General features: G+C 46.6%; 17 protein-coding genes. 14 read left to right on the top strand and 3 right to left on the bottom strand.

Going from position 1 to position 13848, the window contains the following annotated elements:
• The first annotated feature begins 139 nt into the window (after positions 1-139).
• Positions 140-484: a hypothetical protein gene (locus ACLVWU_RS10015; RefSeq protein WP_413574553.1), complete on the top strand. Its 345-nt coding sequence runs from the start codon at positions 140-142 to the stop codon at positions 482-484.
• 11 nt (positions 485-495) lie between these two features.
• On the opposite strand, the gene ACLVWU_RS10010 is transcribed toward ACLVWU_RS10015, so the two are convergent.
• Entirely contained in the window at positions 496-1935 is a 1440-nt protein-coding gene (locus tag ACLVWU_RS10010) for an anion permease (RefSeq protein WP_413574552.1), read from the bottom strand.
• 140 nt (positions 1936-2075) lie between these two features.
• On the opposite strand from ACLVWU_RS10010, the gene ACLVWU_RS10005 reads away from it, so the two are divergent.
• The gene (locus tag ACLVWU_RS10005) at positions 2076-2393 is read left to right on the top strand and encodes a hypothetical protein (RefSeq protein WP_413574551.1); all 318 of its coding nucleotides are present in this window, start codon (positions 2076-2078) and stop codon (positions 2391-2393) included.
• Complete coding sequence (locus ACLVWU_RS10000; RefSeq protein WP_413574550.1) at positions 2394-3353, top strand: hypothetical protein; 960 nt, start codon at positions 2394-2396, stop codon at positions 3351-3353.
• A 158-nt stretch (positions 3354-3511) separates the two neighbouring features.
• On the opposite strand, the gene pgsA is transcribed toward ACLVWU_RS10000, so the two are convergent.
• A complete protein-coding gene (pgsA, locus tag ACLVWU_RS09995; protein WP_413574549.1) occupies positions 3512-4075 on the bottom strand; it encodes a CDP-diacylglycerol--glycerol-3-phosphate 3-phosphatidyltransferase in 564 nt (187 codons plus the stop codon).
• 59 nt (positions 4076-4134) lie between these two features.
• Here pgsA and ACLVWU_RS09990 point away from each other — a divergent pair, with 59 nt between their 5' ends.
• The 5 genes from ACLVWU_RS09990 to ACLVWU_RS09970 all read left to right on the top strand — a co-directional run bounded on the left by ACLVWU_RS09990 (position 4135) and on the right by ACLVWU_RS09970 (position 7809).
• On the top strand, positions 4135-4545 hold the full coding sequence (locus tag ACLVWU_RS09990) for an acyl-CoA thioesterase (protein ID WP_413574548.1): 411 nt from the start codon (positions 4135-4137) through the stop codon (positions 4543-4545).
• On the top strand, positions 4524-5492 hold the full coding sequence (gene glpX / locus ACLVWU_RS09985) for a class II fructose-bisphosphatase (RefSeq protein WP_413574546.1): 969 nt from the start codon (positions 4524-4526) through the stop codon (positions 5490-5492). Before ACLVWU_RS09990 ends, glpX begins: the two co-directional genes overlap by 22 nt.
• A 3-nt stretch (positions 5493-5495) precedes the next feature.
• A complete protein-coding gene (locus ACLVWU_RS09980; RefSeq protein WP_413574544.1) occupies positions 5496-5792 on the top strand; it encodes a hypothetical protein in 297 nt (98 codons plus the stop codon).
• 151 nt (positions 5793-5943) lie between these two features.
• Positions 5944-6261 (top strand): hypothetical protein, encoded by a 318-nt coding sequence (locus ACLVWU_RS09975; RefSeq protein WP_413574543.1) that lies wholly within the window; start codon positions 5944-5946, stop codon positions 6259-6261.
• Positions 6262-6417: 156 nt separating this feature from the next.
• Entirely contained in the window at positions 6418-7809 is a 1392-nt protein-coding gene (locus tag ACLVWU_RS09970) for a sensor histidine kinase (protein WP_413574542.1), read from the top strand.
• Between the two features lie 2 nt (positions 7810-7811).
• Here the strand turns inward: ACLVWU_RS09970 and ACLVWU_RS09965 are convergent, their stop codons facing one another.
• Positions 7812-8177, bottom strand: a complete 366-nt coding sequence (locus ACLVWU_RS09965; RefSeq protein ID WP_413574541.1) for a response regulator — start codon at positions 8175-8177, stop codon at positions 7812-7814.
• Between the two features lie 170 nt (positions 8178-8347).
• On the opposite strand from ACLVWU_RS09965, the gene ACLVWU_RS09960 reads away from it, so the two are divergent.
• From ACLVWU_RS09960 to ftsH, 6 genes are all read left to right on the top strand, one after another.
• Positions 8348-8779 (top strand): type II toxin-antitoxin system RatA family toxin, encoded by a 432-nt coding sequence (locus tag ACLVWU_RS09960; RefSeq protein ID WP_413574540.1) that lies wholly within the window; start codon positions 8348-8350, stop codon positions 8777-8779.
• A complete protein-coding gene (locus ACLVWU_RS09955; RefSeq protein ID WP_413574539.1) occupies positions 8769-9140 on the top strand; it encodes a hypothetical protein in 372 nt (123 codons plus the stop codon). The genes ACLVWU_RS09960 and ACLVWU_RS09955 overlap by 11 nt, the downstream gene beginning before the upstream one ends.
• Before the next feature lie 47 nt (positions 9141-9187).
• The gene (locus tag ACLVWU_RS09950) at positions 9188-9421 is read left to right on the top strand and encodes a hypothetical protein (RefSeq protein ID WP_413574538.1); all 234 of its coding nucleotides are present in this window, start codon (positions 9188-9190) and stop codon (positions 9419-9421) included.
• Positions 9422-9452: 31 nt separating this feature from the next.
• Entirely contained in the window at positions 9453-10802 is a 1350-nt protein-coding gene (locus tag ACLVWU_RS09945) for an aldehyde dehydrogenase family protein (protein WP_413574537.1), read from the top strand.
• Positions 10799-11779, top strand: coding sequence for a tRNA lysidine(34) synthetase TilS (gene tilS / locus ACLVWU_RS09940; RefSeq protein WP_413574536.1), 981 nt, complete (start codon positions 10799-10801; stop codon positions 11777-11779). Before ACLVWU_RS09945 ends, tilS begins: the two co-directional genes overlap by 4 nt.
• A 105-nt stretch (positions 11780-11884) precedes the next feature.
• A complete protein-coding gene (gene ftsH, locus ACLVWU_RS09935; protein ID WP_413574535.1) occupies positions 11885-13840 on the top strand; it encodes an ATP-dependent zinc metalloprotease FtsH in 1956 nt (651 codons plus the stop codon).
• The last annotated feature ends 8 nt before the right edge of the window (positions 13841-13848 follow it).

Raw genomic sequence — 13848 nt, 5'->3', positions numbered from 1 at the left:
CCAATTTTGAATTTAATAAACCCGGTACAGAGATGTCCCGGGTTTTCTTTTTTTTACTGTTGCCTGAATTTGCAACAGTAACCAAACGCCTCCACTTTTTTTGGTACACGAATTGCTTTTCACCCTTTGCGATCTTTGCATGGCGCAAAGTGGCACTGAAGAGGAAAAGTACGTGAGTCGAGTCCATCTAATTTTAAGAGCAGCCTTGGGGCATAGGCAGTCTCTGAATCCTAAATATTCGCTCCGCAGTTTTGCCAAAGACCTGTCGGTCAATCCCAGCTTTGTCTCACGGATCCTTTCAGGTAAACAGACCATTCCCAGTTCCCGCTTGGAGGAGATTATTCAAACTTTACAGATGAGTGAAACATCCTCGAGGAAACTGAAAATAGAACTGGTCCGGGATTATATGAAGGAACTGGGGCTTAAAGAAACAGAGCTCCTGAAAGAGGAGCTCTGGGAATCAGAGGCTGAAGAGGTTACCTGATTAGAGTTTCGTTAGTAAATACCCAGGATCTTCCACCAAGCGGCGCCAAGACCCATGAAGATCAATAGATAAACGACGGAGAAAATAAATCCGATTCTCCACCAGTCTTTCAGATCCACATAACCCACACCATATAAAATTGGAGCCGGTCCATGCGCATAGTGAGTCAACACGCCAGAGAGTGAGCCGGTAAAGCCCAGCATCAATGCCAAAAGCTTTCCTTCAATTCCGACAGCGATACCTACTGCCAGCATCGCAGAATACATCGCAGCTACGTGGGCCGTAGCACTCGCAAAAAGATAACGGGTATAGAAGTAAACCAAAATCACCGCAGGGAATGCCCAGTACCACGGCAAGTGTCCCAACTCGGCTTTGACGATCGCACTAAACCAGCTTACGAAGCCCAGTTGATTTAATCCTTCAGCCATCATGACCAGGGCCGAGAACCACACCATCGTATCCCAGGCGCCTTTTTCGCCTTTCACATCTTCCCAGGTAAGAACTCCGCTTAGAAGCAAGAAGCCCAAACCAATCATCGCGCCAACGGTGGCATCGATTTTTAACTGCGGACCAAAAATCCACATCACCAGAAGCATGACGAAAGCGACCACCATCAACCACTCATTGCGAGTGATGGCTCCCAGATCCGTAAGTTTCTTCTTCGTATCTTGTTGAACTGCTTTGGTGTCTTTCAATTCCGGTGGATAGATTTTAAATAATAACCACGGAGTCAGAAGCAAACACACAATTCCAGGAACGATCGCTGCCATGGCCCAGCCGCCCCAGGAAATTTCAACTCCCAGGTCTTTCGCAAACTTTTGGCACATGGAGTTTGAAGCAGTTCCGGTGATGAACATCGCTGCACCCAGCAAGTTTGCATAATACGAATTCAAAGTCAGATATGCACCCATGCGACGATGAGTTTTCGGGTCCGCAGGATCAGATCCAAAGCCAATCGCAATGGATTTCATTATGGGCATCAAAATACCACCGGCGCGGGCGGTGTTACTTGGAGTGGCCGGAGCTAAAACCAAATCGGAAAACGCCAGTCCGTAAGCAATACCCAGTGGGGATTTTCCCAGCTTAACAATGAACCAATATGCCACTCGTCGTCCTAGCCCGGTTTTAATAAACCCGCGGGAGATGAAGAAGGCAATGGTGATCATCCAGATGGTGCCGTTGCCAAAACCACTTAAGGCAAGCTTTACCGATTGCGACATATCGCCCGGAGCACGCAATTGTAGGGCTGCCACCAGGGCGATGGAAATCATCGAAATGCTTCCCATCGTGGCAGCCTTGATGACGATACCAAAGATGGCAGAGATAAAAATAGCGAACAGTTGCCATGCGTTTGCAGTTAATCCCTCGGGCGGGGGAGTGATCCAAAGTAACCCACCCAGAATCAAAACGGCGATCCATGCTTTGTAATTCATCTCTTTATCGTTGTTCATTTGCATCCTTTCAATCGATCAACATTAGGTTAGGTGGATTGTTATAGGGTGTAAAGAAGCTTTGGTTTGTTAATCTTATTTCAACGCAAAATAGTGCGCGACATTGTCAGATGCTTGCGTTGTTCGGCAAGACAGGTATCATGGCTGTAATGCGTATTAGACAGGTTGGATTCTCTTCAAGACTTAAAGCACATCGCAAATTGCTCACCTTTGAAACTTTAAAGTTCATTGTGGAGTATTTGCGTGATGGAAATGCTCGATTAGCGGCGTTTCGCTCCGGCGTTCCTGAGAATTATGCCTCCAAACAAGGGGCCTGGCTTAAAAAGCATCCGATCGTAGTCGCAGCGATGGAAGCTGAAGTGGATGAGCGCGAGATGTTGCGTTTGCAAAAAGCCGTCGCTGAGATGGATCGGCAGATGGATATTTGTAAAGAGATTTTAGGATTGCAGGATTTTTAAATGAATAGAGTATCAAAATTAGTTTTGTCGCTGACATTAGTTTTTCCGGTCCTTGCCCAGGCACAGCTGTTTTCTGCTATGGCTCCGCCTAGCAAGCAAAAAGGTGTGTTATCTTATTCAGGCTCGATACAGCCAGAGACCAGTCTGAAAGATAGCAGTGAAAATGCCAGTATGAATCGTGGCACCGTGATCGCAACTGTGCCAGTTTACAAAACAGACGAGGAAGCCTGGGCGATCACCACGCTGGGAAATTGGTTGGATCTTTACCCTGATCAAAATAGCATCATGCCGGATCTTTATCAGGTGGATGTAGGGGTGACCTACAGTCGCATGATTAATGAAAAGAAATATTGGGCGGCGAACGTCAATTTTGGTTCAGCCAGCGACAAACCATTCAAAGATCCTAGTGTGAACACCATCGGTGCAAACTACTTTTATGTGAATCCGGTGGATGAAACTGCCACGTGGATTTATCTGGTGAACTACTCGAACAATCGTCCCATCCTAAATAACATCCCGATTCCGGGCTTTGCTTATATGTACACTCCCTCGAAAACTTTCCGTGGAACGTTCGGGGCGCCATTTGCGCAAATCTATTGGGAGTTTGTCGATCGCTGGTCGTTAAACTTTTTCACCTTGATTCCCTGGGTGATAAAATCGTCAGTGGACTATTCCATTGCGGGCCCAATGAAGGTTGCCTTGGGGCTCGATTTCTCGCAGTCGACATATTATATTTTTGGTCGGGAGAACCGTCAGGATCGCTTGTTCTATGATGAAAAGCGATTGTTCCTGGGTTTTAAATCACCACTTTCAAAAACTTTTATGTTTGAGGCTGAAGCTGGCTATGCTTTCGATCGCCGTTATTTTTCCGCTGAAAACTATGAGCCCAACCCAAGCAATGCGGTCGGATTGGGAACAAGCCCCTACGTGAAATTAAATATCACGGCATTCATGTTTTGATTTTAACGGATTGTTGGAAGGAAGCGGGAAACAGAAGCAGAGGCGAAAAACACCGGCTTCTGCGTTTTTGCAGAAGCTATTTTCAGGTAGCTGCTAAGCAGCAGCGCCAGGAAAATGAAAAACCAATTGCTTGGCGAAAGGTGTAAAAGCATATGTTCCTAGGAGCCTTTTTTGCTCTTTAAGTAACCCACATAGTATTCAATGCCGCTGGTTATACTCAAAATGACGCTAACCCACAAGACTGCGTACCCAACTTTGTCCAAATAGGGGATATATTGGTCCACGTTTCCAATAATTACACAGGGAATGGCCACCATCTGCATGGCGGTCTTCCATTTTCCAGCTGGCTTCGCGTCAATAATGATTTGATCTGCTGCGGCAACCGAGCGAATACCCCCGATAAAATTGTCCCTAGCCAGGATGATGATCACCATCCAGGCATCAATTTTACCCAATGCCAAAAGCATGGCCAGGATGCTGGTGACTAAAATTTTGTCAGCGATGGGGTCCATGAACTTGCCGAAATTGCTGACAGCATTGTATTTGCGGGCATAGTAGCCATCAAAATAGTCAGTTATGGATGCGAGCATGAAAAGCAATGCTGCGATGATATTCCAAACAAGTTTGTCGGGGTACATGGCGCCGACCACAAGAGGCACCATAAAAATGCGACTTATGGTGATTCTCATAGGAAGCTTCTTTTGCCACTCAGTGACTGCCATGCGTTCTCCAAAAAATTAATGCGTAGACTTAAACTAACAATTTAGTCTAGAAATAATCAATGTTTATTCATCGCCACAAAGTGCAGTTTTATGAAACAGACCTGATGGGGATTGTCCACCACAGCAATTACCTGCGTTTTTACGAAGAAGCGCGGGTGGCGTGGGCCATTTCCAAGGGTATGATTGACTATCAAAAGCCGGAATCTGCCAGTTACTTTGCGGTGTATGAAACACAGGTGAAACACCTAAAGCCCACCTTTTTCGGGGATGACCTGGAAATTGAAGTGCAGGCACGCGTTCAGGGGACTCGACTGATCTTTCAGTACCGTATGCGTGGGCGAGGCAACAGCACATGTTCGGTTGCCCAAACTGTGCACGTGGCCTTGGATAAAGATTTAAAACTTATGAGATTACCGGCCGAAATCAAGGCCACAGTGGAGAAAGAATCATGGACAGAAACCTGGCTTTAGAATTTGTACGCGTGACCGAAGCAGCAGCCCTGGAATCCGCTCGTTGGATGGGTCGAGGCGATGAGAAAGCAGCAGATGCTGCAGCCGTGGATGCCATGAGAAAAGCTTTTGACGTTCTTCGCATGGACGGCACTGTGGTTATCGGTGAAGGGGAGCGTGATGAAGCTCCTATGCTTTATATCGGTGAAAAAGTAGGAACAAAGACAGATGATGCTCCTGCATTGGATATCGCTTTGGATCCATTGGAAGGCACAACTATTTGTGCGACAGGTGGACCTGGTTCTATCTCTGTCATCGCGGTTGCTGAAAAAGGCAAGTTCCTGCATGCGCCTGACACTTACATGGATAAAATCGCTTGTGGTCCAGGAGCAAAAGGTAAAATCGATATCGATAAGTCTCCGACTGAAAACGTACAGGCGGTTGCGAAAGCCTTGGGTAAAGAAGTCAGCGACATGACAGTTGTGATCCTGAACCGCCCTCGTCATAAAGAATTGATTGATGAAGTTCGTAAAACAGGTGCGCGCATCCAGTTGATCGGGGACGGCGACGTTTCAGCAGCGGTTTCTGCGGCTTGGCCTGATTCTGGTATCGATTTGCTAATCGGTATCGGGGGCGCACCAGAAGGTGTGATCTCGGCGGCAGCGATGCAATGCCTGGGTGGTGACTTCCAAGGACGCCTTAAATGGAGAAATGAAGAAGAAAAAGCTCGTGCTTCAAAAATGGGTCTTAAAGACCTTGATAAGAAATTCACCTGTGACGAGCTTGCAAGTGGTTCAGTGATGTTTGTAGCAACCGGTATCACAGATGGTTCGTTGCTTAAAGGCGTGCGCTTTCTTCCCGATGGAAAAGCAAAAAGCCACTCGATTGTGATGCGTTCGGCAACCGGTACCATCCGTACCATCGAGTCGTTCCATGATTTCACCTGGAAGAAAAATAAGAAGTCCTAAGTCATGAACGTGCAACTTTTTTGTTTTAGCTGCAAAAAAGAATTGTCCTTCAGTGGACATATCGGGCGACGTGAGGAATGTCCTCACTGTCGCGCTGATGTGCACGTTTGTAAAAACTGTGACTTCTATGACCCCAAAGTTTACAACGAATGCCGTGAAACCCAGGCCGATGTGGTGCGAGAAAAAGATCGTGCCAACTTTTGTGATTACTTCACCCCAAGAAAAGGTGGAGCCGGTCAGGAAGATCAGGCCGCGAAGCTTCGTGCTGCTGCGGATGCTTTATTCAATTTTAAAAAATGATCGCACGACGTTAGTGCTTTTTTCCCGGCCTTTCGGGGCTCTTCTTTCTAAAATCGAAATTTAAATTGCGCCTTCGGTCCATGGTTTTTACGGGGCCTTGCGCGTACTATTTTCTATGTAACCCGATTGAGATTTTCGAAGGAGGGCTGAGATGCCTAACAAAGAAACGCCTCAAAGAAGTAGCGCGAGAAATACGCCGAAGTCAGATGCGCCGCCACGCTTTTCAGAAGACACTCATAAAAAGTTTCAGGCTTCTGAGCTGCCCGCAGATGAGGGTGCTGAGATTCGGGAAACGGAGGGGCGAGTGACTCCACGCCGAGAGCGTGAGGTTGGTTCGAGCCACGTTAGAGAATCCGATAGTTCAAATTCAAAATATGCCGCCAACACTGAAACACTACGTGAAAGCGAAGTGAATCAGCCAAAAAGCGGTCATAAGGGTGGAAGAACTGGAAAAACTCAAACACACTGAAAAGTAAGTTAGAGTAAAATACAGATTCTGAAGCTCGAATAGGAATGCGCAACACTCGTGTTGTGCATTCTTATTTTTCATCTGCGTACAATCCAACCTAAACAAGAAAACTACAATATCTTCGCAATTAAAATGCTCCCAGAGTGACTTCTAGAAATGCGACTGGTACGGTTGTATGACATGAAAGTTTTAAGTCCTGTGGTTATGGATAATATCAGTTTGGATTTCTGCCGGCGCAGTAAGGCTGCCGCCGTGGGATTCACTGTGGTTTTTGCAATTCTCTTGCTAAAGCCGATTTCCACATCGCCCGAGTTTTTACTGTTGGACCGGGTGGCCGCAAGTCTCGCAATTATTTGCAGCACCACTCGCTTGTTCTTAGCTGTAAAAATCAGCCGGGGCGGCCTCGAGACGATGTATCGCTGGGCGAATCTGCATTCGCTGGTCATCGTAATCAGTACAACATGCATGGGGATATTGTGCACTCTGGGTTTTTGGGATCCACAGAACCCTGACTCCAAAATCTTTGTCACCTCATTTATCGTCAGCGCCATTATGGCGGGATCAGCAACGTCACTGGCATTAAAGCCGCGCATCTCGATTTATTTTCTGGTTATGGTCGGAATTGTACCGGGGATGTTTTTGGCTTTCTCCACGCACCAAGGGGATTTGCCATACGGTGTTTGGACTATTTTCGTGTTTACCTTTGTGGTTTATGTTTATGGTAATTCGCGGGAATTTTATCATAGTATGGTCACCCGTTATGAAACGGAAGAAGCGCTGAATATCGAAAAACAAAATTTAACTTCAGCCATTCAGCAGCTTAAAACCACTCAGGATGAATTGTTAAATCAAAAGTCCCGGGCTGAATACTCTGCCAAGCTTGCCTCGTTGGGGGAGATGGCTGGTGGTATAGCCCACGAGATCAATACACCTCTGAACGTGATCCTTCTTTCGGCCGAACAACAGTTGGAAATTCTGGAGGAAGAAATCATCGACAAGGATTTGATGAAGGAATCGATTCAGAAAGTTCAATCCACCACTAATCGCATTGCAGCCATCGTGCGTGGCTTAAGAACCTTTGCCCGCGATGGGACGAAGGATCCGATGGAGCCGACATCATTGCAAATGTTGATCGATAATACGATGTCACTTTGTTATGAAAAGTTTAAGCTTAACAATGTGGATTTGCGTCTGCCGCCACCAACGGACCTGGTAATCAACTGTCGCTCAGTGCAGATATCGCAGGTTTTGTTGAATCTTTTAAACAATTCTTTCGAAGCTATTCGCGAGCAGCCAGTAAAGTGGATTGAAATCGGTCTTCAGGATTTGGGAGAGCAAGTCGAAATCCGTATTACCGACAGCGGTTTGGGAATTCAACCGGAGATTCAAGCGGAGATATTCAGACCCTTTTATACGACCAAGGAAATTGGCAAAGGGACAGGCTTGGGACTTAGTATTTCGCGTGGCCTGATCGAAGCCCATCATGGACAGCTTTTTGTTGATAGTGAAAGACCTAATACTTGTTTTGTGATTCGGCTTCCCAAATAAAATCAAGACACCAGGGCGTGCTTTACCATATCCAAAAGTTCGGTTCGATTTACAGGCTTTAGAATAAACCCCACACAATTTGGATTTTTGCGAAGCTCGTCTTCGTCACCACCCACATAGCCTGAAATAAACATCACAGGGGTGGTGTGCTCGGGGCTTGCGCTGATCTTTTTTAAAAGTTCAAAACCATCACAAACAGGCATGCGGATATCACTGATGATCAAATTGGGTTTCCAATTCTGAATTTTTTCAAACCCATCGGAGCCGTTTTCGGCCAAAGCAACTTCATAGTCCGCTTTGGTTAGAAAGTAAGAAATAAGGTCACGCAGATCTTTTTCGTCATCGACGATAAGAATTTTGGATTTCACTGATCTGGACTCCTGACTCATGGGGCCTTGTCTTATTTAAAATTTACAACCTTGTCCAGTTAAGTCCTATCGATGAACGCAGCATTAAAGCGATGTAACATAAGGCTTGGTTTACCTATGGTCTAGGCTAGCGTTGACTGTCTGTGATCTGAAAGTCACAGTGTTTGCATATGGCAAAAGCATCTACGACAGAAGTTTTTAATTGTACTCCCGAACAATTCTTTAAAATCATTTCTGATTATGAAAAGTACCATGAGTTTTTGGCAGAAGTGAAACAATGCAAAGTTATTAAAACTGAAGGCAACCGCAAGCTTGTTGAATACAATGTCTCTGTGGTTAAGACGTTTAAATATTCCCTGTGGATGACTGAATCAGCACCAAACAGCATCACTTGGGAGTTCGCTTCAGGTGATATGTTTAAAACCTCAGTAGGTTCCTGGAAACTTCAGGATGAAGCCGGAAAAACCCGCGCGACATACACGGTGGAAGCAACATTTAACATGTTTGTTCCGGGCCCGATTGCCAACGCATTGGTCAGTGTGAATCTGCCTAATATGATGAGCTCCTACCACAAACGGGTGAAGCAGGTGTATGGCGTCTGATTCAGGCTCTAAAAAAGATGAAAAAGAATCTCCGGATTTAAAAGGTCTGCTGGGCGATACCGTCAAGAAGGTCTTTACTGCCGGAGTTTCCGCCGCTTTCATGAGTGAAGAGGGATTAAGATCCTATCTTTCCGAGCTGAAGCTGCCCAAAGAGGCTCTGAATCTTCTGATTCAAGGAGCGAATAAATCCAAAGATGAAATCACCCAGCGCGTGACTAAAGAGGTCGTGGGGATCATTCAAAAAATCGATTTCGTGAAGGAATTCTCTAAGTTCGCAGAGACGCATAAATTCAAAATCACGGCCGAGATCGACATCATCAAAAAGGATTCCGGCAAACACGCTAAGTCCGACGAAGCCTAGACTAAAATCCGTCTCAAGTTGAGAAAAATCAAACCGATAAGAGTGTCATGATGGAAACAGAAATTCTGACATTCATATCGGTTTTGTTGTTTTGTTTTTGCTGCCGCCAGCTGATTCATTCAGTGGTTGCACCAATTCCTCTTTTAGCCTCGGAAAGACCCTATGCTCATAGAGCCATGCAACTTGGCAAGGGCTACAAAATTATGGCGTGGACGGTGATGACGTCCGTGTTCATGGTCGGAACTGCCGTGTCATTTTATCAGGTGTTTACAACAATCTGATTCCTGTGTTTGACTGGTTAAGGAGGTGTTTGTGAGCTCCTTTTCTACAGTCAATCCCACCACGGGTGAACTGCTTAAAAAATTCGAACATGTCACCTGGGATCAGGCAGAGCTTATGATCCTGGATGCGAAAAAAGATTTCGATCAATGGCGCAAATTCAGTTTTACTGAGCGCTCGAAAGTCCTTAACAATCTTGCCGCAAGTCTACGTAAACACAGCGATGATCTGGCTTTGCAGATGAATCTGGAGATGGGGAAACTAATCCCTGAAGGCAAAGCTGAAGTTGAAAAATGCGCCGTTACTTGTGAGTACTATGCCAAGGAAGCTCCCGGCATGCTTCGCAATCAAAGCAGCGGTTCCCCCTATCAATCTGCCGAAGTCAGTTTTCAACCTTTGGGTGTCGTGTTCAGTATCATGCCGTGGAACTTTCCGTTGTGGCAGGTGATTCGGTTTGCCGCGCCGGCATTGATGGCCGGAAATGTGATTGTCTTAAAGCACGCGGACCTAACTGCGGGTGTCGCTGAAAAAGTTGGAAAAATCTTTAAAGACCTGACACCGAATATGGTGCTTCTAAGAAACTGCCAGGCGGATCACGCAGTGGCGGAAAAAATCATCGCGCATCCCATGGTGCGGGGAGTGACCTTTACCGGCAGCACCGAAGGGGGGCGCTCTGTCGCAACTACGGCTGCTAAAAATTTGAAAAAAATTGTTCTGGAGTTGGGGGGCAGTGATGCCTACATTGTTCTCGAGGACGCGGATATTGCGCTGGCAGCAAAGACCTGTGCAAAAACCCGTCTGCAAAATTGTGGGCAGAGCTGTGTGGCTGGCAAACGCTTTATCGTGGTTCAAAAAAATCTGACTGAGTTTTTAAACGCCATGGAGCGCGAAATGAAAGCGCTGCCGCTGGCACCGCTGGCCAGTAAGCGTTTTCAGGAAACCATTATCACCCAAGTGGAAAAATTGAAAAGCTGGGGTGGAAAAGTTCTGATGGGCGGCACAGCTCCGCAAGGTCCCGGTGCATTTTATCCTGCCAGCCTGGTGTTGTTTGAAAAAAATAACTCTGCAGTTCACCACGAGGAAGTCTTCGGTCCTGTGGCGCTGGTGTTTGTGGCTAAAGACGCTCAGGAGGCGATGGAGATTGCCAATTCTGCGCCGTTTGGCTTGGGTGGGGGGATTTTCACTCGCGATATCCAGAAGGGTAAAGAATTTATTGAAAAAGAAATGGAAGCGGGTTTTGTGGTGGTGAATGACTTCGTCAAGTCCGACCCACGAGTTCCGTTTGGTGGTGTGAAAGAGTCCGGGTATGGTCGTGAGCTGGGGCATTTTGGAATCATGGAATTTGTAAATGTAAAAACAGTTGGTGTCGGAGCGATTCAGTGAAGAGATTGACCACCAAACCCCGTACGAAGCAGGACCTGGATCATCAGGTTTGGAAATTGCTTAAAAAATTTGAATTGCAGGATAAAAAAATATTAGTGGCGTTGTCTGGTGGTGCGGATTCTGTGGCCTTGGTGGCAGTGCTGAAAAAGTTGTTGCCAGGGGAAAATCTGGGTGCCTGTTATTTTCATCATGGTGATGATAAAAATCAGGAGTATCGCAGCGAAGCTCAGGCGTTTTGTGAAAAACTCTGCAAAAAATTGGATGTACCGTTTTATATTTTAAAATCCAAAGCTCTGGCTAAATCAGAGGCACAATATCGGGAGCAGCGTTATGAGGCGCTCACTCGCCTGCAGCGCGATGAAAAATTCGAAGTGCTTGCGACGGGGCATCATGCCGACGACCTGCTGGAAACACGTCTTATGCGAATCGTTCGTGGAACGGGTGGCCAAGGTTTGGTTGCGATGTCTTACTTCAGCGGTGGAGTGTTCAGGCCTTTTCTTGAGACACCTAAAGTCGAGCTGCGTAAATATCTGCGCGCAGAAAAACTTCGTGCCTTTGAGGATCCCTCGAATAAGTTACTGGACCCATTTCGAAACTGGATCCGTGAGGATTGGTTAAAATCCCTCGAGAAACGACAAAAAGGTGCCGTGAACAGTCTGGCGCGCTCGCTGGAGATCCTTGCTCAGGAACTGCAATCGGCGGAGCATAAGCCTGGCGCAGATCTATTGGGTCAAAATGAGGCTTATAAGTCACAGAACATTCAGGGCCTGTCTCGGGCATTTTATCTGACGTTAACTCCCTTTGAGCAAAGAAGGTTGTTGGCCCAGTACTTGTTCTCACTGGGAAAACGAGATTTTTCGCAATCTCAGCTCGAAGAAATACAAAAGCGCCTGGACAAATCTCAGAAAGTGCTCACCTTTAAGGTTAGTGGCTGTCATTGGGAAATTAACGCAGAGCAAATCAAGGTCGAGTCCTGAAATGAGCTGCCAAAGTTTCTTTAAATAGCTCGAGGCTTCTGTTAGTCTTAAGTGGTTCTATCTGAATCGTTCTAATGACGGACGAAGTGAGCGAAAGGAATCGAAATGCGATCTACTCAGAAAACGCTGGCTCTATGGTTTTTCCTAATCATCATGGCTGTGTTTCTATTTCAAGCCTACGAGAGCAAGCATCAAAAACTAATTGGTGAATTTAATTATTCGAAATTCACCGAGGCGGTGAAAGCGAAGGAAGTCGCAACCGTTACTTTCCGTCAGGAATCCAGTGAGATCCTGGGCGAAATGAAACCGGAGTTCGAGAAAAAGTACAACGGGACTCATTTCCAAATCGTGGGTAATACCCAGGATGAAGGTTTCAAATTTCTGGAATCCAACGGCATCACGCCAAATTACGAACGTGCTGATAACGGCGGATTCTTTCAGTCATTCATCGTGAACTGGTTGCCATTGATTTTGATCGTGGCGATGTTCCTGTTTATCATGCGCCAGATTCAAGTCGGCGGTGGTAAGGCGATGTCTTTCGGTAAATCCCGTGCGCGTCTTTTAACTGAGCACAAAAACCGTGTGACGTTCAAAGAAGTTGCGGGTGTGGATGAAGCTAAAGATGATCTTCAGGAGATCGTAAGCTTCCTGAAAGATCCTAAGAAGTATACAAAACTGGGCGGCCGTATTCCAAAGGGTGTTCTTTTGGTGGGTTCTCCGGGTACAGGTAAGACCTTGCTGGCGCGCGCGGTTGCGGGTGAAGCGGGTGTGCCGTTCTTTACAATTTCCGGTTCTGACTTCGTTGAGATGTTCGTGGGTGTGGGTGCTTCCCGTGTCCGTGACTTATTTGAACAAGGTAAGAAAAATGCTCCGTGCTTGATCTTTATCGACGAGATCGATGCCGTAGGTCGCCATCGTGGTGCCGGCATGGGTGGTGGCCATGACGAGCGTGAGCAAACTCTGAATCAATTGCTAGTGGAAATGGACGGCTTTGAATCTTCTGAAGGTGTGATCATGATCGCAGCGACAAATCGTCCTGACGTTCTGGATCCTGCGCTTCTGCGCCCAGGTCGTTTCGACCGCCGCGTGGTTGTGAATAAGCCTGACCTTAAAGGCCGTGAGCAAATCCTGGGTGTTCATACGCGCAAGACTCCACTGGGTCCTGACGTTGATACATCTAAAATCGCTCGTGGTACTCCGGGCTTCTCGGGTGCAGACCTTGAGAATCTGGTAAATGAAGCAGCTCTTGTGGCTGCTCGTAATGATAAAAAATATCTTGAGATGGAAGACTTCGAAAAAGCCAAAGACAAAGTGATCATGGGTTCTGAAAGAAAATCCATGGTGATCTCTGAAGAAGATAAAAAGGTCACGGCTTATCACGAAGCAGGTCATACGCTGGTGAATAAAAAACTTCCTGGCCTGGATCCAATCCATAAGGTGACGATCATCCCTCGTGGTATGGCTTTGGGTGTGACTCAGACTCTTCCAGAAAAAGAATCTGTGTCGTTGTCTAAATCTACGGCAGAGAACATGATTGCCTTCTTGTTCGGCGGTCGTGCCGCAGAGGAAGTGATCTTTAAAGATGTCACGACTGGCGCTGGTAACGATATCGAGCGCGCTACTTCTATCGCCCGCCGCATGGTGTGCGAATGGGGTATGTCGAAACTGGGTCCTTTGGCGTTTGAGAAATCAGGCGGCGAAGTGTTCCTGGGTATGCAATATGGTCATCAAGCCCACAAAGAATACTCTGAAGCGAAAGCCGAAGAGATCGATGCGGAAGTTTCAAAAATCATCAATACAGGTTACACCACTGCGGTTCGTATCCTGACAGAGAACAAACAAGCCCTTGAGTCTTTGACCCAAGCCTTGCTTGAGTACGAAACAATTGATGGTCATGAAGTGGATATGATGATTAACGGCGCGGCAGTTTCTGAAATTGAAAAATACAGAAACAACCGTCGTGATACAAACTTGGCTCTGGCAGAAGCTAAGGGGATCGGTAAAAAAGACGACTCCTCGGGCTCTGATCCAGTGGGTAACACTGGGCCAGTGACAATCTAACGGACTTT

The sequence above is a fragment of the Bdellovibrio sp. HCB290 genome (assembly GCF_047305925.1).
Classification (GTDB): Bacteria; Bdellovibrionota; Bdellovibrionia; order Bdellovibrionales; family Bdellovibrionaceae; genus Bdellovibrio.
This window is presented reverse-complemented; position numbering and strand designations above follow the sequence as displayed.

Excerpts from the sequence above, each read along its gene's own strand:
- ACLVWU_RS10005 (WP_413574551.1), top strand. The coding sequence starts at position 2,076 with ATGGCTGTAATGCGTATTAGACAGGTTGGATTCTCTTCAAGACTTAAA.
- pgsA (WP_413574549.1), bottom strand. The coding sequence starts at position 4,075 with ATGGCAGTCACTGAGTGGCAAAAGAAGCTTCCTATGAGAATCACCATA.
- ftsH (WP_413574535.1), top strand. The coding sequence starts at position 11,885 with ATGCGATCTACTCAGAAAACGCTGGCTCTATGGTTTTTCCTAATCATC.
- ACLVWU_RS09975 (WP_413574543.1), top strand. The coding sequence starts at position 5,944 with ATGCCTAACAAAGAAACGCCTCAAAGAAGTAGCGCGAGAAATACGCCG.
- ACLVWU_RS09970 (WP_413574542.1), top strand. The coding sequence starts at position 6,418 with ATGCGACTGGTACGGTTGTATGACATGAAAGTTTTAAGTCCTGTGGTT.
- ACLVWU_RS09980 (WP_413574544.1), top strand. The coding sequence starts at position 5,496 with ATGAACGTGCAACTTTTTTGTTTTAGCTGCAAAAAAGAATTGTCCTTC.
- ACLVWU_RS09960 (WP_413574540.1), top strand. The coding sequence starts at position 8,348 with ATGGCAAAAGCATCTACGACAGAAGTTTTTAATTGTACTCCCGAACAA.
- ACLVWU_RS10000 (WP_413574550.1), top strand. The coding sequence starts at position 2,394 with ATGAATAGAGTATCAAAATTAGTTTTGTCGCTGACATTAGTTTTTCCG.
- ACLVWU_RS10010 (WP_413574552.1), bottom strand. The coding sequence starts at position 1,935 with ATGAACAACGATAAAGAGATGAATTACAAAGCATGGATCGCCGTTTTG.
- glpX (WP_413574546.1), top strand. The coding sequence starts at position 4,524 with ATGGACAGAAACCTGGCTTTAGAATTTGTACGCGTGACCGAAGCAGCA.
- ACLVWU_RS09955 (WP_413574539.1), top strand. The coding sequence starts at position 8,769 with ATGGCGTCTGATTCAGGCTCTAAAAAAGATGAAAAAGAATCTCCGGAT.
- ACLVWU_RS09950 (WP_413574538.1), top strand. The coding sequence starts at position 9,188 with ATGATGGAAACAGAAATTCTGACATTCATATCGGTTTTGTTGTTTTGT.
- ACLVWU_RS09990 (WP_413574548.1), top strand. The coding sequence starts at position 4,135 with ATGTTTATTCATCGCCACAAAGTGCAGTTTTATGAAACAGACCTGATG.
- ACLVWU_RS10015 (WP_413574553.1), top strand. The coding sequence starts at position 140 with ATGGCGCAAAGTGGCACTGAAGAGGAAAAGTACGTGAGTCGAGTCCAT.